26 protein-coding genes are annotated in these 25886 nt (G+C 63.3%); 19 read left to right on the top strand and 7 right to left on the bottom strand.

Annotation, left to right across the window (positions count from 1 at the left end; all coding sequences use genetic code 11):
- Positions 1-227 precede the first annotated feature (227 nt).
- Entirely contained in the window at positions 228-938 is a 711-nt protein-coding gene (locus tag B2P87_RS06200) for a uroporphyrinogen-III synthase (RefSeq protein WP_333868282.1), read from the bottom strand.
- Between the two features lie 89 nt (positions 939-1027).
- Here B2P87_RS06200 and tsaD point away from each other — a divergent pair, with 89 nt between their 5' ends.
- From tsaD to B2P87_RS06225, 5 genes are read left to right on the top strand one after another with little or no spacing between them, the layout of a single operon-like run.
- Entirely contained in the window at positions 1028-2125 is a 1098-nt protein-coding gene (tsaD, locus tag B2P87_RS06205) for a tRNA (adenosine(37)-N6)-threonylcarbamoyltransferase complex transferase subunit TsaD (RefSeq protein ID WP_141891687.1), read from the top strand.
- A complete protein-coding gene (locus B2P87_RS06210; RefSeq protein ID WP_141891686.1) occupies positions 2122-3084 on the top strand; it encodes an NAD(P)H-dependent glycerol-3-phosphate dehydrogenase in 963 nt (320 codons plus the stop codon). The genes tsaD and B2P87_RS06210 overlap by 4 nt, the downstream gene beginning before the upstream one ends.
- Before the next feature lies 1 nt (position 3085).
- A complete protein-coding gene (locus tag B2P87_RS06215) occupies positions 3086-3358 on the top strand; it encodes a YciI family protein (protein WP_019295350.1) in 273 nt (90 codons plus the stop codon).
- Positions 3358-3780: an EVE domain-containing protein gene (locus B2P87_RS06220; RefSeq protein ID WP_058287399.1), complete on the top strand. Its 423-nt coding sequence runs from the start codon at positions 3358-3360 to the stop codon at positions 3778-3780. The genes B2P87_RS06215 and B2P87_RS06220 overlap by 1 nt, the downstream gene beginning before the upstream one ends.
- Before the next feature lie 46 nt (positions 3781-3826).
- Positions 3827-4222, top strand: coding sequence for a DUF1761 domain-containing protein (locus B2P87_RS06225; protein WP_058287398.1), 396 nt, complete (start codon positions 3827-3829; stop codon positions 4220-4222).
- A 307-nt stretch (positions 4223-4529) separates the two neighbouring features.
- Here the strand turns inward: B2P87_RS06225 and B2P87_RS06230 are convergent, their stop codons facing one another.
- The 3 genes from B2P87_RS06230 to B2P87_RS06240 all read right to left on the bottom strand — a co-directional run bounded on the left by B2P87_RS06230 (position 4530) and on the right by B2P87_RS06240 (position 7307).
- A complete protein-coding gene (locus B2P87_RS06230) occupies positions 4530-5237 on the bottom strand; it encodes a PRC-barrel domain-containing protein (RefSeq protein WP_141891685.1) in 708 nt (235 codons plus the stop codon).
- A 214-nt stretch (positions 5238-5451) separates the two neighbouring features.
- Complete coding sequence (gene ahcY, locus B2P87_RS06235) at positions 5452-6840, bottom strand: adenosylhomocysteinase (RefSeq protein WP_141891684.1); 1389 nt, start codon at positions 6838-6840, stop codon at positions 5452-5454.
- Between the two features lie 152 nt (positions 6841-6992).
- Complete coding sequence (locus B2P87_RS06240; protein WP_027235892.1) at positions 6993-7307, bottom strand: hypothetical protein; 315 nt, start codon at positions 7305-7307, stop codon at positions 6993-6995.
- 235 nt (positions 7308-7542) lie between these two features.
- On the opposite strand from B2P87_RS06240, the gene B2P87_RS06245 reads away from it, so the two are divergent.
- Entirely contained in the window at positions 7543-8139 is a 597-nt protein-coding gene (locus B2P87_RS06245) for an HD domain-containing protein (protein WP_141891683.1), read from the top strand.
- A 3-nt stretch (positions 8140-8142) separates the two neighbouring features.
- On the opposite strand, the gene B2P87_RS06250 is transcribed toward B2P87_RS06245, so the two are convergent.
- Positions 8143-8697, bottom strand: a complete 555-nt coding sequence (locus tag B2P87_RS06250; RefSeq protein ID WP_008553721.1) for an ActR/PrrA/RegA family redox response regulator transcription factor — start codon at positions 8695-8697, stop codon at positions 8143-8145.
- A gap of 78 nt (positions 8698-8775) precedes the next feature.
- Positions 8776-9396: an SCO family protein gene (locus tag B2P87_RS06255; RefSeq protein ID WP_058287393.1), complete on the bottom strand. Its 621-nt coding sequence runs from the start codon at positions 9394-9396 to the stop codon at positions 8776-8778.
- Positions 9397-9512: 116 nt separating this feature from the next.
- On the opposite strand from B2P87_RS06255, the gene regB reads away from it, so the two are divergent.
- The 10 genes from regB to B2P87_RS06305 all read left to right on the top strand — a co-directional run bounded on the left by regB (position 9513) and on the right by B2P87_RS06305 (position 22281).
- A complete protein-coding gene (regB, locus tag B2P87_RS06260; protein WP_141891682.1) occupies positions 9513-10907 on the top strand; it encodes a sensor histidine kinase RegB in 1395 nt (464 codons plus the stop codon).
- An 89-nt stretch (positions 10908-10996) separates the two neighbouring features.
- Positions 10997-12544, top strand: a complete 1548-nt coding sequence (locus B2P87_RS06265) for a PAS-domain containing protein (RefSeq protein ID WP_141891681.1) — start codon at positions 10997-10999, stop codon at positions 12542-12544.
- A gap of 49 nt (positions 12545-12593) precedes the next feature.
- The gene (tsaE, locus tag B2P87_RS06270; RefSeq protein ID WP_039949602.1) at positions 12594-13070 is read left to right on the top strand and encodes a tRNA (adenosine(37)-N6)-threonylcarbamoyltransferase complex ATPase subunit type 1 TsaE; all 477 of its coding nucleotides are present in this window, start codon (positions 12594-12596) and stop codon (positions 13068-13070) included.
- Entirely contained in the window at positions 13067-14065 is a 999-nt protein-coding gene (locus tag B2P87_RS06275) for an aminoglycoside phosphotransferase family protein (RefSeq protein WP_141891680.1), read from the top strand. The genes tsaE and B2P87_RS06275 overlap by 4 nt, the downstream gene beginning before the upstream one ends.
- Positions 14065-14757, top strand: a complete 693-nt coding sequence (locus tag B2P87_RS06280; RefSeq protein ID WP_167510272.1) for a nucleotidyltransferase family protein — start codon at positions 14065-14067, stop codon at positions 14755-14757. The genes B2P87_RS06275 and B2P87_RS06280 overlap by 1 nt, the downstream gene beginning before the upstream one ends.
- Complete coding sequence (gene addB, locus B2P87_RS06285; RefSeq protein ID WP_208764504.1) at positions 14747-17680, top strand: double-strand break repair protein AddB; 2934 nt, start codon at positions 14747-14749, stop codon at positions 17678-17680. The genes B2P87_RS06280 and addB overlap by 11 nt, the downstream gene beginning before the upstream one ends.
- Positions 17677-21030: a double-strand break repair helicase AddA gene (gene addA / locus B2P87_RS06290; protein ID WP_141891679.1), complete on the top strand. Its 3354-nt coding sequence runs from the start codon at positions 17677-17679 to the stop codon at positions 21028-21030. Before addB ends, addA begins: the two co-directional genes overlap by 4 nt.
- Positions 21031-21092: 62 nt before the next feature.
- Positions 21093-21413, top strand: a complete 321-nt coding sequence (gene trxA, locus B2P87_RS06295; RefSeq protein WP_008557909.1) for a thioredoxin — start codon at positions 21093-21095, stop codon at positions 21411-21413.
- A 152-nt stretch (positions 21414-21565) separates the two neighbouring features.
- Entirely contained in the window at positions 21566-21913 is a 348-nt protein-coding gene (locus B2P87_RS06300; RefSeq protein WP_058287387.1) for a Lin0512 family protein, read from the top strand.
- The gene (locus B2P87_RS06305) at positions 21910-22281 is read left to right on the top strand and encodes a Lin0512 family protein (protein WP_141891678.1); all 372 of its coding nucleotides are present in this window, start codon (positions 21910-21912) and stop codon (positions 22279-22281) included. Before B2P87_RS06300 ends, B2P87_RS06305 begins: the two co-directional genes overlap by 4 nt.
- Positions 22282-22333: 52 nt before the next feature.
- On the opposite strand, the gene B2P87_RS06310 is transcribed toward B2P87_RS06305, so the two are convergent.
- Positions 22334-22525: a DUF1127 domain-containing protein gene (locus B2P87_RS06310; RefSeq protein WP_008555919.1), complete on the bottom strand. Its 192-nt coding sequence runs from the start codon at positions 22523-22525 to the stop codon at positions 22334-22336.
- Positions 22526-22746: 221 nt separating this feature from the next.
- On the opposite strand from B2P87_RS06310, the gene hslV reads away from it, so the two are divergent.
- The 3 genes from hslV (at position 22747) to B2P87_RS06325 (ending at position 25875) form a co-directional block, all read left to right on the top strand.
- Complete coding sequence (hslV, locus tag B2P87_RS06315) at positions 22747-23304, top strand: ATP-dependent protease subunit HslV (RefSeq protein ID WP_008554606.1); 558 nt, start codon at positions 22747-22749, stop codon at positions 23302-23304.
- A 62-nt stretch (positions 23305-23366) separates the two neighbouring features.
- Positions 23367-24674: an ATP-dependent protease ATPase subunit HslU gene (gene hslU, locus B2P87_RS06320; RefSeq protein ID WP_058287385.1), complete on the top strand. Its 1308-nt coding sequence runs from the start codon at positions 23367-23369 to the stop codon at positions 24672-24674.
- A gap of 79 nt (positions 24675-24753) precedes the next feature.
- Positions 24754-25875, top strand: coding sequence for an alpha/beta hydrolase (locus B2P87_RS06325; protein WP_141891677.1), 1122 nt, complete (start codon positions 24754-24756; stop codon positions 25873-25875).
- Positions 25876-25886 lie beyond the last annotated feature (11 nt).

Raw genomic sequence — 25886 nt, forward strand, 5'->3', positions numbered from 1 at the left:
CGGTCTCGGTCTCGGTCTCGGAAAGCGGGGAAACTGTATCCTCGGGCGTGTCAACCGCCCCTTCCGCCTGATCCTCGGTCATATCCTGTTCGGGCGTTTCCGTGGTTTCGCCGGCCGGCTTGATTTCGCCGGGGCCAGGCTCAGTCACGTCTTCCGGAGTTTTCTTGTCAGCCACGCCGGCCTCCCCCTCGATTCCTAAAAATTCATTCCTGCGAACACGCTGGACACTACTCTGCGCGCCGCTCCCCCTCAAGCTGCGACAGTTGCGCTGCGGCATCAAGGACAGCAGCTGCCACAGCCGCAGCATCCGGCGACTTACTGACCCGCAACGTCTTGCAATTCAAGCCTTTCAGCGGTTCTGCGACCGCAGGGCTCAGAGCAATCAGATGCAAATGCGCCGCTTCCCCGCACAGGTCAGCAAAATGATGCGCCGTTCTGGGAGAGAACAGCGGCACGATTACATCCGTTTGCGCAGCAAGCAACGCCCTGGCCTCGCTGGTCAGCGGCAGAAGCACCTGATCATACAGGATTTGCTCGCGGCAGGGGATCCCCCCGTCTGTGAGCCTCCCGGCGATACCGCCCCGGGCATGGGCGCCGCGCAGATGCAGCAGCGGTGTCTCAGGGCGCCGGCTGAGCAGCGCCGCAACCAGTTCCCCGGCGCAACGGCCCAGGCAGGATGCCGTCCAGCCCGACTCCGCTGCGGCCTGAGCAGTGCGTTCGCCCACGCAGTAGGCGGGCAAGCGCGCGGCAGTTTCACGTGAAGCGGCCTCCACCCCGTTGGCGGAGGTGAAGATCACGCCTTTCACACCCTCCAGCCGGACCGGCGCCTGCGCTGCCTGGATCTCCATCAGCGGCGCATAGACGACTTTCAGTCCGGCACGCGCCGCTTCGGGCAGGCCGGCCACAAACCGCTCTGCCGCTGCCAGCGGGCGTGTCATCAGCAAAGGCACCATCGCGGGGCTCCCGGGATTGTTTGCAGGCCTCATAGGTGGTAGCCCCGGCGGCAATTCGATGCAACGGTAAGACCATGACAAAGACCCTGACCATTCTGGGGCTGGAAAGCAGCTGTGACGACACTGCCGCCGCAGTGGTGCGGCAGGCCGGGGGCGCGCAGCCCGAGGTTCTGTCTTCAATCGTATTCGGCCAGACAGAGCTGCACAGCGCCTTTGGCGGCGTGGTGCCGGAGATCGCCGCGCGCGCCCATGCCGAGAAGCTGGACATCTGCGTGCGCGATGCACTGGCGGAGGCCGGTTTGAGCCTGAACGACATTGATGCTGTCGCCGTAACCGCCGGTCCGGGGCTGATCGGCGGGGTGATATCCGGCGTGATGTGCGCCAAGGGGATTGCCGCCGCGACAGGCCTGCCGCTGATTGGGGTCAACCATCTGGCGGGCCACGCGCTGACTCCGCGGCTGACTGACGGGATTGCCTATCCTTATCTGATGCTGCTGGTCTCCGGCGGGCATTGCCAGTACCTGCTGGTGCGCGGGCCGGAAGATTTCACCCGCCTGGGCGGCACCATTGACGACGCCCCCGGCGAAGCCTTCGACAAGACCGCCCGCCTGCTGGGCCTGCCGCAGCCAGGCGGCCCGTCGGTGCAGGCCGAAGCCGAAACAGGTGATCCCAAGCGGTTCCGCTTCCCGCGGCCCTTGCTGGACCGGCCGGATTGCAACCTGTCGTTTTCCGGGCTGAAAACCGCCCTGATGCGGATGCGCGATCAGATCGTGGCGGAGAAGGGCGGCCTGACCCGCCAGGACAGGGCCGATCTGTGTGCCGGATTTCAGGCTGCCGTTGTGGATACGCTGGCAGAGAAAACCCGCCGCGCCCTCCGCCTGTATCTGGAAGAACAGCCCGGGACGCCGACCGTCGCCGTTGCAGGCGGTGTTGCAGCAAATACCGCCATTCGCGCCGCGTTAGAGAGTGTTTGCGCCGAGGCTGGCGCCGCTTTCACCGCGCCGCCGCTGCGCCTGTGCACCGACAATGCTGCGATGATCGCCTATGCCGGGCTGGAGCGTTTCAAATCCGGTGCGCGCGATGGTCTGGACCTGACCGCCCGCCCCCGCTGGCCGCTGGACCAGAGCAGCCCGGCGCTGATCGGCTCGGGCCGCAAAGGAGCCAAGGCATGAGCGTTTCGGTTCTGGGTTCCGGGGCCTTTGGCACCGCGCTCGCGATTTCACTGGCCGGCAACGGGCCGGTGACGCTGTGGGCGCGCGATGCAGACCACGCCAAAGCCATGCAGGACAGCCGCCGGAATGAGGCCCGGCTGCCCGGTGCTGACCTGCCGGAAACCCTCACCGCCACTGCTGATATTGCGCAGGCCTGCAGCTCTGAGGTTCTTCTGCTGGCGGTGCCCATGCAAAAGCTGCGCAGCGTCCTGCAACAGCACAAGGCGCATCTGTCAGGGAAAACCCTGGTCGCATGCTGCAAGGGTATCGAACTCCACACCGGGTTTGGTCCGGTCTCGGTTATTCAGGAAGTTCTGCCAGAATCCCCGGCGGCGCTGCTGACCGGGCCGAGCTTTGCGGCGGACATCGCGCGCGGCCTGCCAACCGCGCTAACGCTTGCCTGCGGCGGCGCGGACCTGGGCAAAGCGCTGCAGCAGCAGCTGTCCACTGCCAACCTGCGCCTCTACCGCACCACCGATACCATCGGCGCAGAGCTGGGCGGGGCGTTGAAAAATGTTATGGCGATTGCCTGCGGTGCGGTGATTGGTGCCGGGCTGGGCGACAGCGCCCGCGCCGCGCTGATGACCCGGGGTTATGCCGAGATGCAGCGCATGGCGCTGGCCTGCGGCGCCAAGGCCGAGACGATGGCAGGGCTGTCCGGGTTTGGCGATCTGGCGCTGACCTGCACGTCCGACCTGTCCCGCAACTACCGGCTGGGCCTGTCGATCGGTCGCGGCGAGACCTTTGATTCCTCTATCACGGTCGAAGGCGCCGCAACTGCGCATGCGGTGGCGGAACAAGCCCGGAAGATGCAGCTGGAGATGCCGATCACGCAGACGGTAACCAATTTGCTCGATCAGCGCTTGACCATTTCCGAAGCGGCGGCTCTTTTACTTAAAAGACCGTTAAAAGAGGAATAAAATGCTTATTGCATTGATCGCCCGCGACAAACCCGGCCATCTGCAGACCCGGCTGGATAACCGTGACGCCCATCTGGCCTATATCAATGACACTGGCGCAGTGGCGCAGGCAGGCCCGCTGCTGGATCAGGATGGTAATATGGCCGGCTCCTTGGTTATTCTGGACGTTGAAGACATGGCGGCAGGTGAAGCTTGGGCGGCAAATGACCCTTACAACAAGGCCGGCCTCTTTGAAGCTGTCGAATTGATCACCTGGAAGAAAGTTATCGGCTGATGCGCTACTGGCTGTTCAAATCCGAACCCTCCACCTGGAGCTGGGACGACCAGATCTCCAAAGGCGAAGCGGGTGAGGAATGGGACGGCGTGCGCAACTACCAGGCGCGCAACTTCATGCGCGAAATGAGCATCGGCGACCGCGGGTTCTTCTATCACTCGCAAAAAGAGAAATCCGTGGTCGGCATCGTCGAGGTCTGCGCAGAGGCGCACCCGGACAGCACCACCGTGGACGACCGCTGGGAATGCGTCGATATCAAGGCGGTGCGCCCCTTTGCCAAGCCGGTAAGCCTGGATCAGATCAAAGCCGACCCGCGGCTGGAAGAGATGGTGCTGGTCAAAAACTCCCGCCTGTCGGTGCAGCCGGTGAGTGAGGCGGAGTGGGCCGCTGTCTGCGCGCTGGGGGAGACAGATCCCGGCTGATCTGCCACTCTGCTCTCAAGCGGCGGGAACCATTGAAGGGAGCATCATGGAATTTCTGAGTGTGATCGCGGCGGCGGCTGCGGCCTTTGTGCTGGGGGCAGTTTACTACGGCGCTCTGGCCAAGCCCTGGGTCGAAGCCTCTGGCGTGGAATGCGACGAGACCGGTAAGCCAAAAGGCGGCCAAAGCCCGATGATCTTTGCCATGGCTTTTGTCCTGCAACTGATTGTGGCGGGCATGATGCGGCATGTTTTCAGCCTGTCCGGCATCGAAACACTGGGTGCCGGTCTGATCGGCGGAGCAGGCATCGGCCTGTTTTTCATCAGCCCATGGATTGCCCTGAACAATATGTATGGAATGCGGCCGGTGAAGCTGACGCTGATTGATGGCGGGTATGCCACGCTGGCCTGCGCGGCGGCCGGTCTGGTTCTGACCTTGTTCTGAAACCAAAAAGGGAAGGACCTGCGGACAAGCAGGACCTTCCCTTCCACCCCGCGTGCTCCAATCCACCACACGCGTATGAAAATCTGGTTCCTGGCCGTCCTGGCCGGTGACTCCTGTATAGCGGCCAGCAGTACGATTCCGCAAAGCAATAACCCGGACAATGTGAGCTAAAACTAAAGTACCCGCGAATGAATGCCGAGAGGTTCAACCGGAAGTATGCAACTAGCGGGAAGCTGCGCTGATTTCTGCAGACCGGCCTGCAACTGAGAAATGGGGCGTCTCTAGCTGAGACGCCCCGCCGGAAAACTTACATGTAGTCGCCGAGAATGACCTCGCTTTTCACCGGTTCAATTGCGTTTTCGTCGATTTCCGGCATCGCCTTCAGCTCTGCTTCGGACTGTGCGGTCAGCCGCAGCTGCCCGTTCTTGGTCACCTCGAAGTCGGTCAGGGGGATTGCGACCGAGTGTTCGCCCATACCCAGGAAGCCGCCAACCCCAACGACACCGGACAGTTTATCGTCGTGCATGATCACATAGTCGATTTCGCCGACATCGGCATCAGAGGCGCTCAGCACGTTCTTGCCGACCAGTTCGCCAACTGTCATGGTGCGGATGTCCATTGCGCCTTCAGTGTTGGGAAGCGCGGGGGAGTTGGTCGATTCTGCGGTTTCGCTGATGTCCGCGCCCGCAACCGGCTCAGTGCCCTCGGTACCATCGCGCGAAGGGGAGCGGTCGACGCCAGCGGAGGCGCCGGCAGGATCGCTGTCAGTGGTTTCGGTAACGGAGTCAGCAGCGCCGGCTTCGTCCAGAACGGTGCCCTCCCCTTCATTGCCGCGCGACGGAGATGTTTCGACACCGGCCGATGCGCCAACGCCGTCGTCACTGGACGCGAGAATGAGTTCGGCTTCGGCAGTCGCGAAGGAACCGTTTTCGGCAGCAATCCCGGCGCCAGCCACCAGCGCGGCGGCGGCAGCGGTTACCAGCATACGGGCGTTCGATTTCATTTCGATTTTCATGACAGATTCTCCTCAGCCTGAAGTTGTTGATGCTGAGACAACGCAGCACCGCCTCAAGCTGTTCCATCACGAAAAAGATACCCTCAATCAGCCACCCGCATGGAACCTTTTGCCGCCTTCTGTTTTGCAGTTACCAAAACAGTCCGAACCACTCGGTATAACGAAAAAGCCCCGCCAACTGGCGGGGCTTTTCATTGCATCGGAAACTGAATGCTCAGTAGCGGTAATGCTCCGGCTTGAACGGGCCGTCCGGCTTGACGCCGATGTAGGCGGCCTGTTCGGCGCTCAGCTGGGTCAGCTTGACGCCGATGCGGCCCAGGTGCAGGCGGGCGACTTTCTCGTCCAGGTGCTTGGGCAGGATATAAACCTGGTTCTCGTAGTTATCGCCTCGGGTCCACAGTTCGATCTGGGCCAGCACCTGGTTGGTGAAGGAGGCCGACATCACGAACGACGGGTGGCCGGTCGCGTTGCCCAGGTTCAGCAGGCGGCCTTCGGACAGCAGAATGATGCGGTTGCCCGAGGGCATCTCGATCATGTCCACCTGCTCCTTGATGTTGGTCCACTTGTGGTTGCGCAGGCTGGCCACCTGGATCTCATTGTCGAAGTGGCCGATGTTGCCGACAATCGCCATATCCTTCATCTCGCGCATGTGCTCGATGCGGATCACATCCTTGTTGCCGGTGGTGGTGATGAAGATATCGGCGGAGGACACGACATCTTCCAGCAGCACCACTTCAAAACCGTCCATTGCGGCCTGCAGGGCGCAGATCGGGTCGGCTTCGGTGACTTTCACACGGGCGCCGGCGCCGCGCAGGGAGGCCGCGGAGCCCTTGCCCACGTCGCCATAGCCGCAAACCACGGCAACCTTGCCGGCCATCATGGTGTCGGTGGCACGGCGGATGCCGTCGACCAGCGATTCCTTGCAGCCGTATTTGTTGTCGAACTTCGATTTGGTGACCGAGTCGTTGACGTTGATCGCCGGGAACGGCAGCTGGCCGTTCTTCTGCAGATCATACAGGCGGTGGACGCCGGTGGTGGTTTCCTCGGACACGCCCAGGATCGCATCGCGGGTCTTGGTGAACCAGCCCGGGGAGGCTTCCATGCGCTTCTTGATCTGCTCCTTGATGACCGCTTCCTCTTCGGACTGCGGCACCGGGATGATGTCCTCGCCGGCTTCGGCACGCGCGCCCAGCAGCACATAGAGGGTGGCATCGCCGCCATCGTCCAGGATCAGGTTGGCGCCCTCAGGGAACATGAACGACTTGTCCAGGTAATCCCAATGCTCTTCCAGGGTCTGGCCCTTGATGGCAAAGACCGGGATGCCGGCCTCAGCAATTGCCGCGGCGGCGTGATCCTGGGTCGAGAAGATGTTGCAGGAGGCCCAGCGCACATCTGCGCCCAGCGCCACCAGCGTTTCAATCAGAACTGCGGTCTGAATGGTCATGTGCAGCGAGCCGACGATGCGCGCGCCCTTCAGCGGTTTGCTTGCGCCGTATTCCTCGCGCAGGGCCATCAGGCCCGGCATTTCGGTTTCGGCGATATCCAGCTCCTTGCGGCCAAAGCCGGCCAGCGCGATGTCTTTGACGATATAATCCCCGGCCATAGTCTGCTCCATTCCGGTTACGAGTACACTTGCTGCAGGGCCTAACACTGCATGTGTTGATATTCAACGAAGATACCCGCAACCGGAGCCGAAGGCTCTGGCTTTTTGTGGTCGGTCAGGCTGTGGGGGGATAGCCTGTCACGCTGGCTGATTCAGCTTGGCGTGCCCGGGTCCGGCGCTTTTTCCGCAATGTGGAAGAACGAGGATCCGGTTGCGACGACGCAGCTGATCCCGTTTGCATGGGTAACCAGAACGGTGAATGTCCCGGTTTCATCCGACGCCCAGACCTCGATCACAGTGGCCTCGGTCCGGCCTTTCTGCAAACCGCCGGCGGTCAGCCGCTCGGAATACCCGCTTGCCAGCTTCTCGGTCATCACCTCGCGGTCGCCGCAGCTGGCAGCCAGCGCAGGCGGCGCGGTCGCGGCCATGCCGAAAAGCAAAGAAACACCAAGCAGACGTTTGAACATGACAAACTCCTTTCCGTTATGTGAGTCACGTCACAAAAGGGGTTTGCCGCGCGAGGGGGCGGAGCCCCTTATACCCTTATAATATTGGGTCTGAATGGGGCGGTTTCAATTTCACAGCTTATAAACACTGGGTTTTCATTCGTGTCCCGGCCGTGAACAGGACATGGCACTCAGCATTGCCCGCACCCTGTTCAGGAGGTAGTCAAAGGGGAACCGCAGCGACAGGACACACCCCATGCCAGCCAAACCCGCCCGCGCCTGGCAGCGCATGCTCTCCGGCCGCCGGCTGGATCTGCTGGACCCGACCCCGGTGGACATAGAGATCGAGGACATCGCCCACGGGCTGGCCTTTGTGGCGCGATGGAACGGTCAGACCCGCGGGGATTTTGCCTATTCGGTCGCGGAGCACTCTCTGCTGGTCGAAGACATCTTTTCCCGGATGTACCCCAAGGCACCGGTCAAATGGCGGCTGGCGGCGCTGCTGCACGATGCCCCCGAATATGTGATCGGTGACATGATCTCTCCGGTCAAAGCAGCAGTGGGACCGGGTTATGGCGAATTGGACCAGAGGCTGACCACGGCCATTCATCTGCGGTTCGGGCTGCCCGCGGCGCTGCCCAAGACGGTCAAAGCGCAGATCAAGCGCGCGGACAAGGTAAGCGCCTGGATGGAGGCGGTGCAGATCGCCGGATTTCAGGAGAAGGAAGCCAGCCGGTTCTTCGGCACGCCGAAACCGGAGATCGTTGACGGGCTGGAAATCGTGCTGCGTCCGCCGGTCGAAACCCGCATGGCATTCTTGGGGCGCCATGCGGAACTGATGATACAGCTGTAAGGCTCAGCGCGGGCTGCGCTTGGCCAGGATCCGCTGCAGCGTGCGCCGGTGCATGTTCAGCCGCCGGGCGGTTTCTGACACGTTGCGGTCGCACAGCTCATAGATCCGCTGGATATGCTCCCAGCGCACCCGGTCCGCGCTCATCGGGTTGTCCGGCGGCGGCGGAAGCTCATCCTCTGTGGCCAAGAGCGCATTCATGATGTCGGTGGCATCGGCCGGCTTGGACAGGTAATCGGTTGCGCCGATCTTGACCGCGGCCACCGCCGTGGCGATGGCGCCGTATCCGGTCAGAACCACCACCCGGCTGTCCGGGCGTTTTTCGCGCAGGATTTCGACCACATCCAGGCCATTGCCGTCTTCCAGCCGAAGGTCGACAACCGCATAGGCCGGCGGGCGGGCGGTTGCTATGGCGCTGCCAGCCGCAACAGAGCCTGCGGTTTCCACCTCGAAGCCGCGTTTCTCCATTGCCTTGGCCAGACGCCGCAGGAACGGCTCGTCATCATCGACCAGCAGCAGCGATTTATCGGGTCCAATGTCCTGCAGAGCAGTTTCGGCCATGCCCGGTCCTCCGCGAAGTATTTCAGTTCACGCAAGAATATGTCCGGGCAAGGGGAAAGGTCAAACAGCTATCGCGGTTCAGATTTTTTCTATGAAACAGGCGGCCTTGCCGGCCATCTGCTCTGCCGTTTCGTCGCGGCGGAAAAACTCGACAAAACCCTCCTCAGGCAGCACCAGATACGAGAAGGTGGAATGGTCGACCAGGTAGTAATCCTCGTCGCCCTCATTCTTCTTGAAATAGGTCTTATAGGCCTTGCTGGCCGCCCTGACCTGCTCCAGCGAGCCAGTCAGCCCGATCATTTTCTCATGCAGGTTCGCGGCGAAATCGCCAACCGCTTCAGGTGTATCGCGGTCGGGGTCGATGGAAATGAACACCGGCGTCACGCTGATGCCGCGCTCCGCCAGCAGATCGACGGCATCCGCGTTGCGGGCTGCATCCATCGGACAGACGTCCGGGCAGAAGGTATATCCGAAGTAGACGATCGACGGTTCGGTGATCACATCCTTGTCGGTCACCGTCTCGCCCCGGGAATTGATCAGCTCGAACGCCCCGCCGATGGTATCCGTCCCGCCGGCGATCTGGCTGCTGCGGCACTGTGCGAATTTGTCACCCCCGTTGCCTCCGCGTGTCAGAAACCAGGCGCCGCCCACAAGGGCAGCAACAAAAGCAACAGCAAGAAGAGCATACACGCGGGTCATGAGATCGCACTTTTCGGTAAGGAAGGATTGTTGAACGTTTGCGGTGCCAGACCTATCAAGAAATACAGCCGATGCAACTGGCGCACGGCGTCACATCTGCGGGAGCAGCGGACCTTATGAGCGATCGCATTTTCAGGCTGACGAGCGGCCATGAACACAGCCACTGGATCCGGCTGCGGACATTGATTCTGCTGCGCTGGGTGGCGATTGCCGGGCAGATCACCGCCATCGCGGTGGCGCAGCACCGCTTCAACCTGCAGCTGGAGCTGGCATTGTGCTACCTGGCCATCGGCATTTCGGCGGCGGGCAACCTGATCGCCATCTTTGCCTTCCCCGAAAACAAGCGCCTGACAGAGTTCGAGAATTTCCTGATGGTCCTGTTCGACCTGCTGCAGCTGGCCTTCCTGCTGTATCTGACCGGCGGACTGAACAACCCCTTTGCGCTGCTGGTGCTGGGACCGGTCACCATCTCCGCTGCGGTGATGGGTCTGCGCTCCACCCTTATCATCGGTGCCACGGCTATTATCCTGGTCACGCTGATGGCCGAATTTCACCTGCCGCTGCGGACCGAACAGGGTTTTATCCTGCGTATCCCTGATGTGTTTATTTTCGGCAACTGGATCGCCATTGTGATCGCCATCCTGTTCATCGGCGCCTACTCCTTCCGTGTCAGTAACGAGATGCGGTCTATGTCGGATGCGCTGAGCGCGACCCAGCTGGCGCTTTCGCGCGAACAGAAACTAACCGATCTGGGCGGTGTTGTGGCGGCCGCGGCGCATGAGCTGGGCACCCCCCTGGCCACCATCAAGCTCGCCAGCGCCGAGCTGATTGAGGAACTGGACGACCGCCCCGACCTGCGCGAGGACGCCGCCCTGATCCGCGAGCAGGCCGACCGCTGCCGCGATATCCTGCGCAGCATGGGCCGGGCCGGCAAGGACGACCTGCACTTGCGCCAAGCGCCGTTTTCCACCCTGGTGACCGAGGCCGCAGAGCCGCATATGAACCGGGGCAAGACGGTCATCTATCATGAGGAACCGCTGGAAGGCGGCGATTTCCAGCAGCCAACCGTGCTGCGAAAGCCCGAGATCATTCACGGTCTGCGCAACCTGGTGCAAAACGCCGTCGATTTTGCCCGGTCCACCGTCTGGATTGATGCAGCCTGGGATGACGACCGGATCATCCTGCGCATTTGCGATGACGGCCAGGGCTTCCCGCCGCAGCTGCTGGGCCGGATCGGCGACCCCTTCGTGCGCAGCCGCCGCGGGGAAAGCGAATTGAAGCAGAGACCGGAATACGAAGGCATGGGGCTGGGGCTGTTCATCGCGAAAACCCTGCTTCAACGCACCGGCGCCCAGCTGAGGTTTGCGAATGGCACTGACCCGTTCCAGACCCTCAGCCCCTTCCGCGAACGCCGCGGCGCCATTGTCGAGGTGGCCTGGCCGCGCAAAAAAATCGACGCAATGGAGGACGGCGGCCCTGTCATTGGGAAAAATATACCTTTAGAAATTTAACTACTCACTTTTGGGCAACCAATTAAACTTCATTTAACCATTATTGGGGAACCATGCGGGTAAACGAGAGCTGAACTGGGCAGGACGAGATGCAGGACTTCGCTTCGATCGAATGGTTTGTACTGGCGGCGCTGTGCGCTGCAACGGCTGCCGCCGCGGTTTGGTGGCTGTCGCCAACGCCCCGCCGCCGCGGCATGGCGCACGACCTGCTGGCCGCCGATGGCCGTACCGATGCCGTGTTCCTGTTTGACGACAACAGCCTGATCGGCTGGTCCTCCGGCGCGCGCAAGTTCATTGGCGATCAGGCCGAAAACTTCGACTGGAGCATGTTGCGCGATCAGCTGGCCCGCAGCTATCCGGGCCTGCCGCAATCCCCGGGTTTCCTCAAGGACGTCGGCCCGCTGGTCCTGTCCGGCACTGCCGCTGCCGAAAGCCGCGAGGCGCATTGCGAATGGATTGACGGGGTGACCCGGGTGCAGCTGCGCCGCAGCGCCCTGGAGGAGCAGAACAAATCCCTTGATCAGGAACTGACCACCCTGCGCGCCGCGGTGCATCAGGCGCCCTACCCGGTCTGGCTGCAATCGGAAGAGGGCAACGTCACCTGGTCCAACCTTGCCTATGACAACCTCAGCCAGAAAATCCGCGGCCGGAACGCGGATTTTGCCGACCCCCTGTTCACCGATCTGCACGACCCGATGACCAGCGGCAAGCCTGAGCGGATCTCCATCCCGCTGCCGGAAAGCAAGAAAAAGCTGTGGTATAACGTCTCGACCACCGAAACCGAGGCCGGCTGGCTGTGCCATGCGGTCGACGTGAACGCTGTGGTCGATGCCGAGGTGGCCCAGCGCAATTTTGTCCAGACGCTGGCCAAGACCTTTGCGCAGCTGTCGATTGGCCTCGCGATCTTTGACCGCAACCGGCAGCTGGTTCTGTTCAACCCGGTTCTGATCGACCTGACCGCCCTGCCCGCCAACTTCCTCAGCTCGCGGCCCAACCTGCTGACCTTCTTCGACCGCCTGCGCGATCAGCGGATGATGCCGGAACCGAAAAGCTATTCCAGCTGGCGCCACCAGATGGCCGACCTGCTGGAAGCCGCTGCCGAAGGCCGGTACCAGGAAACCTGGTCGCTGCCGTCGGGCTCCGTCTACAAGGTGTCTGGCCGCCCTCATCCGGACGGTGCCATCGCCTTCCTGTTCGAGGACATCACCGCCGAAGTGACCCTCACCCGCCAGTTCCGCTCAGAGCTGGAAATGGGGCAGTCGATCCTGGACCAGATGGACGAGGCGATCGCAGTCTTTGCCAGCGACGGCACCATGACTTTCTGCAACACCGCCTATGGCAGCCTGTGGCAGATGGACCCTGAGGCGAGCTTTGCCAAAGTATCAATCATGGATGCCAGCCGGGTCTGGCAGAATACCGCCGCCCCGACCCCCGTCTGGGGTGAGATCCGCGATTTTGTCGCCGGTTATAAGGGGCGGGAGGCCTGGTGGTCCCGCGTCCAGCTGCGCGATGGCACGCCGCTGATCTGCAAGGTATCGGCGATCCAGAACGGTGCCACCATGGTCAGCTTCCGCCCGCCGGAAACCGCCGCCCTGCCGGCGAGCCAGGAGCGTTTCCCCGCCATCACCCAGGGTTGAACCGGGAAACCGGCTTGCAGCAGGCCGGCGGCGGCGGCATTGTACCGCCATGACCACGCATACCGCGGCCTGCACGCTGAACTCACCGGAAGATACGGCCCGCTTGGCCGCACAAATCGCCGGGGCCCTGCGCCCCGGCGATTGCCTGCTGCTGGAGGGGGTGATCGGCGCCGGCAAGACCCATTTCGCCCGCCACCTGATCCAATCGCTGATGGAGGTGCCCGAAGACGTGCCCTCCCCCACCTTCACGCTGGTGCAGACCTATGACGTGCCCGCCGGCGAGCTGTGGCACACCGATCTCTACCGGTTGTCCTCACTGGACGAACTGGAGGAGCTGGGCCTGACCGAGGCGTTTGACTCCGCGATCTGCCTGGTGGAATGGCCCGACCGGCTGGCTGAGCTGACGCCTGCCCACGCCCTGCATCTGACGCTGGCGCTGGACCCCGAACACGAAGACCGCCGCCATCTGACGCTCCGCTGGAGCGATGAGAAATGGCAGCCCCTGATGGAGCGCATCAGCGCATGACCGACCGCAATCAACTTTGCGACTCTTTCCTGTCCGCAACACCTTATGCCGGCTGGCAGCGCGGCCCGCTCGCCGGCGACGCCTCCAACCGCCGCTATGAGCGGCTGACAGGTCCAGATGGCGAAACAGTGGTGCTGATGGACGCGCCGCCGGAAAAGGGCGAAGACATCCGTCCGTTCATCCGTGTTGCCGAATATCTGCGGAAGCAGGGCCTTAGCGCGCCGGAGATTCTGGAACGGGATGCCAAGAACGGCTTCCTGCTGCTGGAGGATCTGGGCGACGATCTTTATGCCCGGGTTATCCGGCGCGAACCGGCCTTGGAAAAGCAGCTGTATGAGGCGGCGACGGATGCGCTGGTGACACTGCACCAGGCACCAATGCCGGATCTGGAACCTTACGGCCCGCGGATGATGGCGGAAATGTCCGCGCTGGCGCTGTCGAAATACCGCGCTGGCATCACCGGCAGCCAGGATCCGGATCTGCAGGCCCGGTTCGAGGATCTGTTCGAAGACATCCTGCGCGCCACCGTGAAAGGCGATCCGGTTCTGGTACAGCGCGACTATCACGCCGAAAACCTTCTGTGGCTGCCGGACCGCAAGGGCGTTGGCCGTGTCGGCCTTCTGGATTTTCAGGACGCCCGCGCCGGCCATCCGGCCTATGATCTGGTGTCGCTGCTGCAAGATGCCCGCCGGGACGTGCCCGCCGGCATCGAAATGCAGATGATCGACCGCTATATCGCAGCGGCCGGTGTGGATGAAACTGGATTCAGAACTGCCTATACCGTGCTTGGTGTGCAGCGGAATATGCGTATTCTCGGTGTCTTCGCCCGTCTCAGCACGGACTACGGAAAACCGCACTACGTAGACCTTATCCCGCGGGTCTGGGATCATTTTATCCACGGGCTGGAGCACCCGGCTTTGGCCCGGGTCGGAGATTTGCTGCGCGAGAACCTGCCGGCGCCCACACCGGAGAACCTGGACAAGCTGAGGCCCTGATGCAGCGCTCGCCCGATGCCGTCATGCTGTTTGCCGCGGGTTTTGGCACCCGGATGCGGGAGCTGACCCGCGACAAGCCCAAACCGATGATCGAGGTGGCGGGCCGGCCGCTGATCGCCCATGCGCTGGAGCTGGCGCAAGCCATCCATCCGGCGCGGATCGCCGCCAACCTGCATTACAAGCCAGAGCCGCTAAAGGCCTATTTAGAGCCTGAAAATGTGCTTCTTAGCCTTGAAAACCCGGATATTCTCGACACCGGCGGCGGGTTGCGCCATGCGCTGCCGCTGCTGGGGGACGGCCCGGTTTTCACGATGAACACCGACGCCATCTGGAAAGGCCCCAACCCGCTGCATCTGGCGCAGGAGGCCTGGGACCCGGATCGCATGGATGCGCTCTTGGTCTGCGTGCCGCTGGACAGGGCCGTCGGCCGCACCGGCGGCGGCGATTTCTCGACGGATGCCGAGGGGCGCATCAGCCGCGGCGGTGATCTGGTCTATGGCGGAGTGCAGATTCTGAAAACGGAAAGGCTTCACCAGGTTGAGGACAAGGTTTTCTCGCTCAACATACTCTGGAATCAGATGGCCGCGGCAGGCCGGCTGTTTGCGCTGGAATATCCCGGCCGCTGGTGCGATGTGGGCCATCCCGAAGGGATCACACTGGCCGAGGACCTGATAACCGCTGATGATGTTTAAACCATCCGCCAAACCACGCCTGTTTGCCGTGCCCTGCGGCGCCGATTTCCCGCGTGCGCTGGTTGAGGGCTTGCGCAGCCGAAGCCAGGGCCTGCCGCCGGAGGCGCTGGCGCGGGCTGAATTGATCGTCAACACCTCCCGTATGGCGCGCCGGGTGCGTGGCCTGTTTGATGCCGGCCCGGCCATGCTGCTGCCGCGAATGATGCTGCTGGCCGACTTGGCCCAGCGCGCCACGCTGGACGGCCTGCCGCCCGCCCTGCCCCCGCTGCGGCGCCGGCTGGAACTGTCGCAGCTGATCGCGAAACTTCTGGACGCACAACCCGATCTCGCCTCGCGCGCCTCGCTTTATGACCTCTCCGACAGCCTGGCGGCGCTGATCGATGAGATGCAGGGCGAAGGCGTCAGCACCGATACGATCCGCGCGCTGGATGTCTCAGACATGTCGGGCCATTGGGCCCGCGCGCAGGCCTTTATCGGCATCGCCGACGACTTCACCGGCCTGCATGAGGGCGCAATGGATGCACAGGCCCGGCAGCGGCAGGTAGTCCTGAATCTGATTGAACAGTGGCAGGACAAGCCCCCGCAGCATCCGGTGATCCTGGCCGGCTCCACCGGATCGCGCGGCACAACGCTGATGCTGATGCAGGCCATCGCGCGGCTGCCGCAAGGGGCCGTGGTGCTGCCGGGCTTCGACTTTGACCAGCCGGATCATGTCTGGGCCGGGCTGGATGATCCGATGATCTCAGAAGATCACCCGCAGTACCGTTTCCACAAGCTGATGAAAGATCTGGAGCTGTCACCCGGCGACGTGCAGCCCTGGACGGGAACGCTGCCGACCTCGCCCGAACGCAACCGGCTGGTTTCGCTGGCCTTGCGCCCCGCTCCGGTCACAGATGCCTGGATGAGCGAAGGCCCCCTGCTGACCGGGTTGAGCGAGGCCACCGAAAACCTCACCCTGGTCGAGGCGCCCAGCCCCCGTGCCGAGGCGCTCGCCATTGCATTGCGCCTGCGCCAGGCGGCCGAAGACGGGCAGACCGCGGCGCTGATCACCCCGGACCGGATGCTGACCCGCCAGGTCTCCGCGGCGCTGGACCGCTGGGACATTCTGCCCGATGACTCCGCCGGCCAGCCCTTGCAGCTGTCGCCGCCGGGCCGCTTCCTGCGCCATGTGGCGGGGCTGTTCTGCAAGCCGCTGGCCTGCGACAGCCTGCTGACTTTGCTGAAACACCCGCTCACCCATGACGGCGCGGACCGCGGCAACCATCTGCGCCAGACGCGCGAGCTGGAACTGTCCCTGCGCCGCAACGGCCCGCCTTTCCCGGATGCCGCAGCCTTTGCCGCATTTGAAAAGGGCCGCGAGCTGACGCCGGGATGGACCGGTTGGCTGTCATACTGTTTCGCGGATCAAGAGGTTGTTGGCACGCTTCCCCTGACCGAGTGGGTGAACCGCCTGCGCGATTTGGCCGAACGCATCGCCGCTGGCAGCCAAGCCGATGGATCAGGAACCCTGTGGGACAAAAAAGCCGGCCAGGCCGCCCTCGCCTGCATCGAAAACCTGGAGACCGAGGCGCCGTATGGCGGCGGCATGACCGCCCGCGACTTCACCGACCTGCTGGGCGCGCTGCTGAGCCAGGGTGAGGTGCGCGACCGCGATGCGCCTTATGGCTCGATCATGATCTGGGGCACGCTGGAAGCGCGTGTGCAGGGCGCCGATCTGGTGATTCTTGGCGGCCTGAACGAAGGCAGCTGGCCCGAGGCCGCCAGCCCCGACCCCTGGCTGAACCGGCAGCTGCGCAACCAGGCCGGCCTTCTGCTGCCCGAACGGCGCATCGGCCTGTCGGCGCATGACTTCCAGCAGGCCATCGCCGCGCCCGAGGTCTGGCTGACCCGCGCCGAACGGTCAGAGGAAGCCGACACCGTGCCCTCCCGTTGGCTGAACCGGCTGACCAACCTGCTGTCGGGCCTCCCGGAACAGGGCGGCCGCGCGGCACTGGACTCCATGCGCGCCAAAGGCCGCCAGTGGCTGGGCTGGGCGGAAGCGCTGGAAGAACCCACGCCGATTCCGCAATACCCCCGCCCGGCCCCGTGCCCGCCGGTGGCGGCCCGCCCGCGGCGGCTGACAATCACCGAAATCCCGCGGCTGATCCGCGATCCTTACGCGATCTACGCCAAACATGTGCTGCGCCTGAAACCGCTGAACCCGCTGGTGCAGGAACCCGACGCCCTTCTGCGCGGAATCGTTGTGCATGAAGTATTTGAGCATTTCATCAAGGAAACGCAGGCCGACCCCTCACTGCTGACCGCCGGTCATCTTGTCGGCAAGACCCGGGAGCTGCTGGAGACACACGTGCCTTGGCCCGTCGCCCGCATCCTGTGGCACAGCCGCATCCGCAAGATTGCCGGCGACTTTGTCCTGGCCGAGCAGGAGCGCCAGGCTCGCGCCAAACCGGTCGCCTTTGAGGCCAAGGGCAGCGCCCGGCTGGATCCGCTCGATTTCACCATCGCCTGCCGCGCCGACCGGATTGACATGGACGACCGCGGATTTCTGCACCTCTATGACTACAAGACGGGCACGCCGCCCAGCGAAGCGCAGCAGAAGAAATTCGAAAAACAGCTGCTGATCGAGGCGGCTATGGCCGAAGAGGGCGCTTTCGAGGACCTCGGCCCTGCGGAGGTCGCACGCGCCCTGTTCATAGGATTGGGCAGCAAGCTGAGCGAAGTGCGGGCGCCGCTGGAGGCGGAGCCGCCAGCCAAGGTCTGGGATGAGCTGCGCACGCTTATCGCGGCCTATTTTGAGCCTGACCAAGGCTATTCGAGCCGGCGCATGGTGCACCGGGACGACATCGCCGGCGATTACGACCACTTGGCGCGCTACGGCGAATGGGACCGCAGCGCCACCCCGCAGCCGGAGGATCTGGCATGACCATCCGCGATGCCGCCTCTGAGGCGCAGTTCCGGGCTGCGCGCCCTGATGCTTCTACCTGGCTGGCCGCCAATGCAGGCTCTGGCAAGACCAAAGTGCTGACCGACCGGGTGGCACGGCTGTTGCTGAAGGGCGTGCAGCCGCAGCACATCCTGTGCCTCACCTACACCAAGGCCGCCGCCAGCGAGATGCAAAACCGGCTGTTCAAACGGCTGGGGGAATGGGCGATGCTTGGGGATGCGGCGCTGACCGCCGCGCTGACCGAACTGGGAGAAGTCAGCACCACGGCTGAGGATTTGGCACAGGCGCGCACCCTGTTCGCCCGCGCGATCGAGACACCGGGCGGGTTGAAGATTCAAACCATCCATTCCTTCTGTTCCTCGCTGCTGCGCCGGTTCCCTCTGGAGGCCCGCGTCAGCCCCCAGTTTGCCGAGATGGACGACCGCGCAGGCCAGCTGCTGCGGGCGGAGATCATGGAGGATTTTGCCCAGGGCCCGCAAGCGCCTCAGCTCGATGCCCTGGCACGGCAAGTCAGCGACAGTGATTTTGAGACGCTCACCTCTGCCATCTGCCAGCGCCGCGCTGATTTCGGCGACCCACTGGACTGGGCCCAGCTTCTGGAGCTGTTCGGGCTCCCCGAAGGATTTGACGAGACTGCACTGGAAGCGCTGGTGTTTCTGGGCGGCGAGGAAGAACTGCTGCAGCGAACCCGCGAGATGCTGGGGCAGGGCGGTTCGACCGACCAGAAAGCCGCGGCCAAGCTGGCTGGCATCACCAAACCCGCGCTTGCCGACCTGGGGACACTTGAAAGCGTGTTTCTGACTGGCGCCAGCGCCAAGGAGCCTTTCACAGCCAAAATTGACAAGTTCCCGACCAAGAAACTGCGCGAATCCCACCTGTCCCTGATGGATCAGCTGGAACCGCTGATGCGGCGGGTCGAGGATGCGCGGGCAAAACGCCTGGCGCTGACGGCAGCGCGCAAGAGTCACGACCTGCACCGTTTTGCCGCCGCCTTCCTGCCGGAATACGAGCGCCGCAAGCAGCTGCGCGGCTGGCTCGACTTCGACGACCTGATCCTGAAGGCGCGCCAGCTGCTGAACGATCCGGGCGTTGCCGCTTGGGTGCTCTACCGCCTGGATGGCGGCATCGACCACATCCTGGTGGACGAGGCGCAGGACACCAGCCCGGTGCAATGGGACGTGATCGAAAAGCTGGCGCAGGAATTCACCGCCGGCGAAGGCGCGCGTTCCGACGTGGAGCGCACGATCTTTGTGGTCGGCGACAAGAAGCAGTCGATCTATTCTTTTCAGGGCGCCGACCCGGACGCATTCGACCGGATGCAGCAGGAGTTCGGCAACCGGCTGGCGGAAACCGGAGCAGGGCTGCAGGATGCTTCGCTCGACTTTTCCTTCCGCTCCTCCGCCGCGATCCTGAAACTGGTGGATCTGGTGTTTCGCGACAGCCCGCGGGCAGGATTCCGCAAGGACGCGCTGCACCAAGCGTTTAAATCCGACCTGCCGGGCCGGGTGGATCTGTGGCCGGTTGTCGGCAAGGTCGAGGATGACGAGGACCCCGACTGGACCAGCCCGGTGGACCGCCCCAGCAGCCGCCACCACACTGTGATCCTGGCGGAGCGCATTGCGCGTTCGATCAAACGGATGATCGGCACCGGCGTCACCATCCCCGAGGACGGCCCGGAACGGGGCACCTTTAAGCGCCGCCCGGTGCAGGCCGGCGACTTCCTGATCCTGGTGCAGCGCCGGTCCGATCTGTTCTCGGAGATCATCCGTGCCTGCAAGAAGGCCGAACTGCCCATCGCCGGCGCCGACCGGCTGAAAGTGGGCGCAGAACTGGCCGTCAAGGATATCGCGGCGCTGCTGCGGTTCCTTGCTTTGCCCGAAGATTCTCTGTCGCTCGCGGAGGCGCTGAAATCGCCCCTCTTTGGCTGGACGGAGCAGGCGCTGTTCGACCTCGCGCACCGGCGGGAGGCGATGTACCTGTGGCCGGCATTGCGCGACCGGGCAGGGGAGTTCCCCGAAACCATGGCCGTGCTGAACGACCTGCGCGCCAACGCCGACTTCCTGCGCCCTTATGACCTGATCGAACGCATTCTGACTCGTCATGGCGGCCGGCAAAAACTGCTGGGCCGGCTGGGACCGGAGGCTGAGGACGGCATCAACGCGCTGCTGTCGCAGGCGCTGGCCTATGAGCGCACCGATGTCCCCAGCCTCACCGGCTTTCTGGTCTGGATGCAGACCGATGATCTGGAGATCAAACGCCAGATGGGCGCGGCCGGCAACATGATCCGGGTGATGTCGGTGCATGGCTCCAAGGGGCTGGAAGCGCCGATCGTGATTCTGCCGGACACTGCCAAACGGCAGGCACCGCGGGATGCAGAGATCATGCTGGCCGACGGCACCCCGGTCTGGAAACTGCCCAAGGACCAGATGCCGCCCGCCATGCTGGCGGCCCGCGAAGCCGCGCAGGAGAAGCTGCAGAACGAACGGCTGAGGCTGTTGTATGTGGCCCTGACCCGGGCGGAGAAGTGGCTGATCGTCGCTGCTGCCGGCGAGGTGGGTGAGCAGGGCGACAGCTGGTACCGGCTGACCGAGCGTGCGATGCGCGACGGCGGCGCGGTGGAATTCGACGCGGAAGGCGGCACCGGCCTGCGGCTGCAGCATGGCGATTGGGACGGCCCGCCGCTGGTCGTGCCCGAAGCACAGGAAGTTGTGAAACATGATCTGCCGGAGGTCTTCACCCGCTCCGCCAGAGCCTATGCAGCGCCGGCGCCAGCGCTCAGCCCGTCCGACCTGGGCGGAGCCAAAGCGCTGCCGGGCGATCAGGGGCTTGATGAGGAGGCAGCAAAGGCCCGCGGCAGCCGGCTGCACCTGCTTCTGGAGCATCTGCCGGGACGGGCTGGCGCAGACTGGCCGCAGCTGGCGCAAAACCTGCTGCAAGGGGCAGGCGACTGTGCGGAACTGCTGGCCGAGGCCTCCGCAGTACTGCGGAATGCCGCTCTGGCAGATGTGTTTCACCCGGATACACTGGCCGAGGTTCCTGTCACCGCTGACCTGAACGGCGCCCGCCTGCATGGCGTCATCGACCGGCTGATCATCACACCGGAAACGGTCCTCGCGGTGGATTTCAAATCGAACGCCACCGTGCCCGCAACGCCTGAACAATGCCCCGAAGGCCTGCTGCGGCAGATGGGGGCCTATGCCCATGCGCTGGCCCTGATCTATCCGGGCCGCACTATCGAAACCGCACTGCTCTGGACCCGCACCGCAACCCTGATGCCGCTGCCGCACGACCTTGTGACTGCGGCATTGAAGCGGCAGTTGGAACCTTGACGATCGGTTAAGCCGTACCTAGGTTCCGACTCCAGTTGCCACACACTCATGGAGACATTCATATGTCCACCGTTGCCGTCACCGACGCCACTTTTGACGCCGAAGTCAAGAACTCCGACATCCCCGTTGTGGTGGATTTCTGGGCTGAGTGGTGCGGTCCCTGTAAGCAGATTGGTCCGGCTCTGGAAGAGCTGGCCGTGGAATTCGACGGCAAGGTGAAAATTGCCAAGGTCGACGTGGACAGCAACCCGAACGCCGCCGCTGCCATGGGCGTGCGCGGTATCCCGGCGCTGTTCATCTTCAAGGACGGCCAAGTGATCTCGAACCGCGCAGGCGCCGCCCCCAAGGCCGCGCTGCAGAGCTGGATCGAAGAGTCGATCTGAGCCTGAACCAGCTGCCGCATTTCAAAGAGCTGTCCCGGCGGGGACAGCTCTTTTTTTGGCAAGCTCTGGCGCTGCGGCAATCGCCAAACTGGCTCTTTCCTTTGCCCGGCTGCCCTGCAAGGGTCGCACACAAGGCAGATACAGGAGGCAGCATGGCCAAGACACGGGTCCTGGTGGAATTCGGCATGGGCACATCTCTCAGGCGCGAGGATTACACTGAAGCCGCCCGCCGCGCGATCAGGGACGCGCTGTGGCACAACTCCGTCAACATGGCGGAACTGTTTGATTTCTCAAAAGAAGACATGATCATCGATGCCGAGATCGGTGTGCAGGAACCGGAAGCGGTGGACAAGGACGCGCTTCTGGAGATCTTCCCCTACGGCCGGCCCAGCATCACGGTGGTGAAAGGCGGGCTCGACATAGACAAGCCCCAGGGCGGACGCACGGTGATCGCCAATGCAGCGGTGGTTGTGTCCTTTGACATGGAGGCCGCAGAATGAGCGAAAAGCGCATCATCCTGGAAATGGGCACCGGCAACGACCTTTACGGCCAAGACTATACCAAAGCCGCCCGCCGTGCGGTGCAGGACGCGCTGCATCACTCCTCCATCACGCTGTTTTCCAAGCTGGGAGTAGACCACAGCGAAATGCGGGTGGAGGTTACCATCGGCGTGCAACAGCCGGACGCGGTGGATTGCGAACTGGTGGCACAGGACCTGCCGCGCGGACGGGCCAGGGTGCGGGCGGTCAAGGGCGGACTGGATGTGGAGGATGCCGTGGAAGGCAGCCGTCATGTGGTGGCCACCGCAGCGGTCGAAGCCTGGCTGCCGGATCAGGCCGGTAAATACAAAACCAGCACCCCGGAATGAACAAAGCCGCCCGTGGCAGGGCGGCTCATTCAGGGTTTCTGGTCATCGGGGATCAGAACTTGGCGATGTCGGAACGGTCGAGGCCGATGTCTCGCAGCTGGGCATCGGTCAGCTGCGCCAGAACCTTGCGGGTTTCGCGGGCAACATACCATTCCACGATGGCGGTTTTCACATTGGCCACTGCGTCGACCACGCGGAGAACGGTGACTGCTCCGAGCGGCGCATGAATGTTTGCGGTCGTCATTTGCGCATATCCTTCTGAGAAACAGCCGACGCTGTGCCGGTTGCGAGCTTCATTTAGGATGCGGTTCCGGGTTCCACAATTGCCGGTTAAACAGCCCCGATCTGCAAATGCTGCATAGCAGCGAACACCGGCGCAAGCCTGGGATCAGCGCGGATCCTAGCCGATCTCTTGTGCCGGCGGGGGGTTGGTTCCATATAGGGGGCAACCAAACGGAGACTTACATGGCAGACGATAAATTTCCTGGCTGGCACGGCACCACGATCATCGGTGTGAAAAAGAATGGCCAGGTCGTCATCGCCGGCGACGGCCAGGTTTCGCTGGGGCAAACGGTGATCAAGGGCACGGCCCGCAAGGTGCGCCGCCTGTCGCCCGGCGGGTTTGACGTGGTGGCGGGTTTTGCCGGCTCGACCGCTGACGCGTTCACTCTGCTTGAACGGCTGGAAGCCAAGCTGGAAGCGACCCCGGGCCAGCTGGCCCGTGCCAGTGTCGAGCTGGCCAAGGACTGGCGCACCGACAAATACCTGCAGAAGCTGGAGGCGATGCTGATTGTCACCGACGGCAAGGACATGTTCGTGATTACCGGCGCCGGCGACGTGCTGGAGCCGGAACATGATGTGGCGGCAATCGGCTCCGGCGGAAATTACGCACTGGCGGCCGCCCGCGGCCTGATGGACAGCGACAGGTCCGCCGAAACGGTAGCGCGGGACGCCATGGCCATCGCCGCCGATATCTGTGTCTACACCAATGGAAACCTGACCGTCGAAACCATCGGCGGCTAAGAATTTTCCTCGAAATTCTTAGCAAAACTTCTTCTCAAGAGTTTTGCCCGGAAAGGACTGACATGACCGATCTCACCCCCCGCGAAATCGTCTCTGAACTGGACCGTTTCATCATCGGCCAAAAGGAAGCCAAGCGCGCCGTGGCCGTGGCGCTGCGCAGCCGCTGGCGGCGCAAGCAGCTTGCAGATGATTTGCGCGACGAGGTCTATCCCAAGAACATTCTGATGATCGGCCCTACCGGGGTTGGCAAGACCGAGATTTCCCGCCGCCTGGCCAAGCTGGCACGCGCGCCCTTCATCAAGGTGGAAGCCACAAAGTTCACCGAAGTCGGCTATGTCGGCCGGGATGTTGAGCAGATCATCCGTGACCTGGTTGACAGCGCCATTGCCCAGACCCGCGAGTACATGCGCGAAGACGTGAAGGCAAACGCACGCCAAGCGGCGGAGGACCGGGTTGTGGAAGCCATCGCCGGCAGTGATGCGCGCGAATCCACCCGCGACATGTTCCGTAAGAAGCTCAAGGCCGGTGAGCTGGACGATACCGTGATTGAGCTGGATGTGGCCGACACTTCCAACCCGATGGGCATGTTCGAAATCCCCGGACAGCCCGGCGGCAATATGGGGATGCTGAACCTCGGCGATCTGTTCGGCAAGGCGATGGGCGGCCGCACCACCCGCAAGAAGATGACCGTCGCCGAAAGCTATGAGGTGCTGATCGGCGAGGAGGCCGACAAGCTGCTGGATGACGAGACCGTCACCCGCAGCGCCCTGGAGTCGGTGGAACAGAACGGCATCGTCTTCCTGGACGAGATCGACAAGGTCTGCGCGCGCCAGGAAACCCGGGGCGGCGATGTCAGCCGCGAAGGCGTGCAGCGCGACCTGCTGCCGCTGATCGAAGGCACCACCGTCAGCACCAAGCACGGGCCGGTCAAAACCGACCACATCCTGTTCATCGCCTCCGGCGCCTTCCACATTGCCAAGCCGTCAGACCTGCTGCCCGAACTGCAGGGCCGCTTGCCGATCCGGGTCAACCTGCGGGCCCTGACGGAGGAGGACTTCGTCCGCATCCTGACCGAGACCGACAATGCGCTGACCCGCCAGTACACTGCGCTGATGGGCACCGAAGAAGTTGAGGTCGCCTTCACCAAAGACGGGATCGCGGCCCTGGCCAAGATCGCAGCCGAGGTGAACCGGAGCGTGGAAAACATCGGCGCCCGGCGGCTGTACACGGTGATGGAGCGGGTGTTCGAGGAACTGTCCTTTACCGCACCGGACCGTTCGGGTGAGGCGGTAACCGTGGACGCGGCCTTTGTCACAAAGAACCTGGGTGAGCTTGGCCGCTCAGCCGATCTCAGCCGTTACGTGCTGTAACCCGCCCGCACGGGTTGCGGCCGCTGGACATTGGCGGCAGGTGCAGTAGCCTGCCGCCAGTTCATTGAGGTGGGATGATATGCAAAGGCTGCGCCTGATTTGCGGTGTGATGCTGGTGTTACTGACAGCTTGCACTGACAGGTCCTTTTCCCCCACCTATCCCGCAGCCCTGAACGTGGGCACCCCCAAGACCGTGTTTGCCGCCACCAACCGCGACCAGCTGCCCGATGGCACCTTTGGCGTGGAGCGGGCAGAGGGATACAGCCTGCTTGAACTGACCGTTTCAATTCCGCCGGAACATACTCCGGGTTCCCTGAAATTCGGCTACAGGAACCCGGATCCCGTCACTGAGTTCACCATGGCAGGGCGGAAGAAATTCGAAAGTGACGCCGCCTTCGGGGCACGGTTGCAGCAGGAACTGGCCAAGTTTCCGCCAAAGGAACGCGACATCACGGTGTTCGTGCATGGCTTCAACTCGACCCAGGCCGAAACTGCGTTCCGGGCCGCCCAGCTGACCCATGATATCAACGTTCCCGGCGCCACGGTCATCTATTCCTGGCCCAGCAAGGGACAACCACTTGGCTATGCCTATGACGGCGACAGCGTTCTGTTCGCCCGCGACGGGCTGGAGCAGCTGCTGCGCAAGCTGCGTGTCGCCGGTGCCGGCCGGGTGGTGGTCGTCGCGCATTCCATGGGCGGGCTGCTGACGATGGAGACGCTGCGCCAGATTGAAATCCAGACCCCCGGGTGGACCGCCCGGAACCTGGGCGGCGTGGTGCTGATGTCGCCGGATCTGGACATTGATGTGTTCAAGACCCAGATGCGGCGGTTCCGCAAGGTGCCGCAGCCGTTCCTGATCTTTGTCTCGCGCAAGGACAACGTCCTGACGCTGTCCCAGCGCCTGCGCGGGCTGGACGGGCAAGAGCGGCTCGGCAATCTGGACAATATCGAAGAGCTGAGCAGCCTGCCGGTGGAAATCATCGACACCACCGCCTTTGCCGGCGAGGCGGAGTCACAGCATTTCGTGGCGGCTTCCTCGCCGGCGCTGGTGGCGCTGCTGAACGGCGCCCGGCAAACCGCGGACACGTTTGCGCGCGACCGGGCGCGAAACCGGCTTCAGAACATACTGCCGGGCCAGATTGTCATTCGCGAAAATGCCGTCAAGGTCGCGTTGACCGGGACGCCTGCGGACAACAGGTAACGGCCCTGCCG

Origin of the sequence: Leisingera sp. UBA4491 (assembly GCF_002388965.1) — a bacterium.
Taxonomy (GTDB): domain Bacteria; phylum Pseudomonadota; class Alphaproteobacteria; order Rhodobacterales; family Rhodobacteraceae; genus Leisingera; species Leisingera aquaemixtae.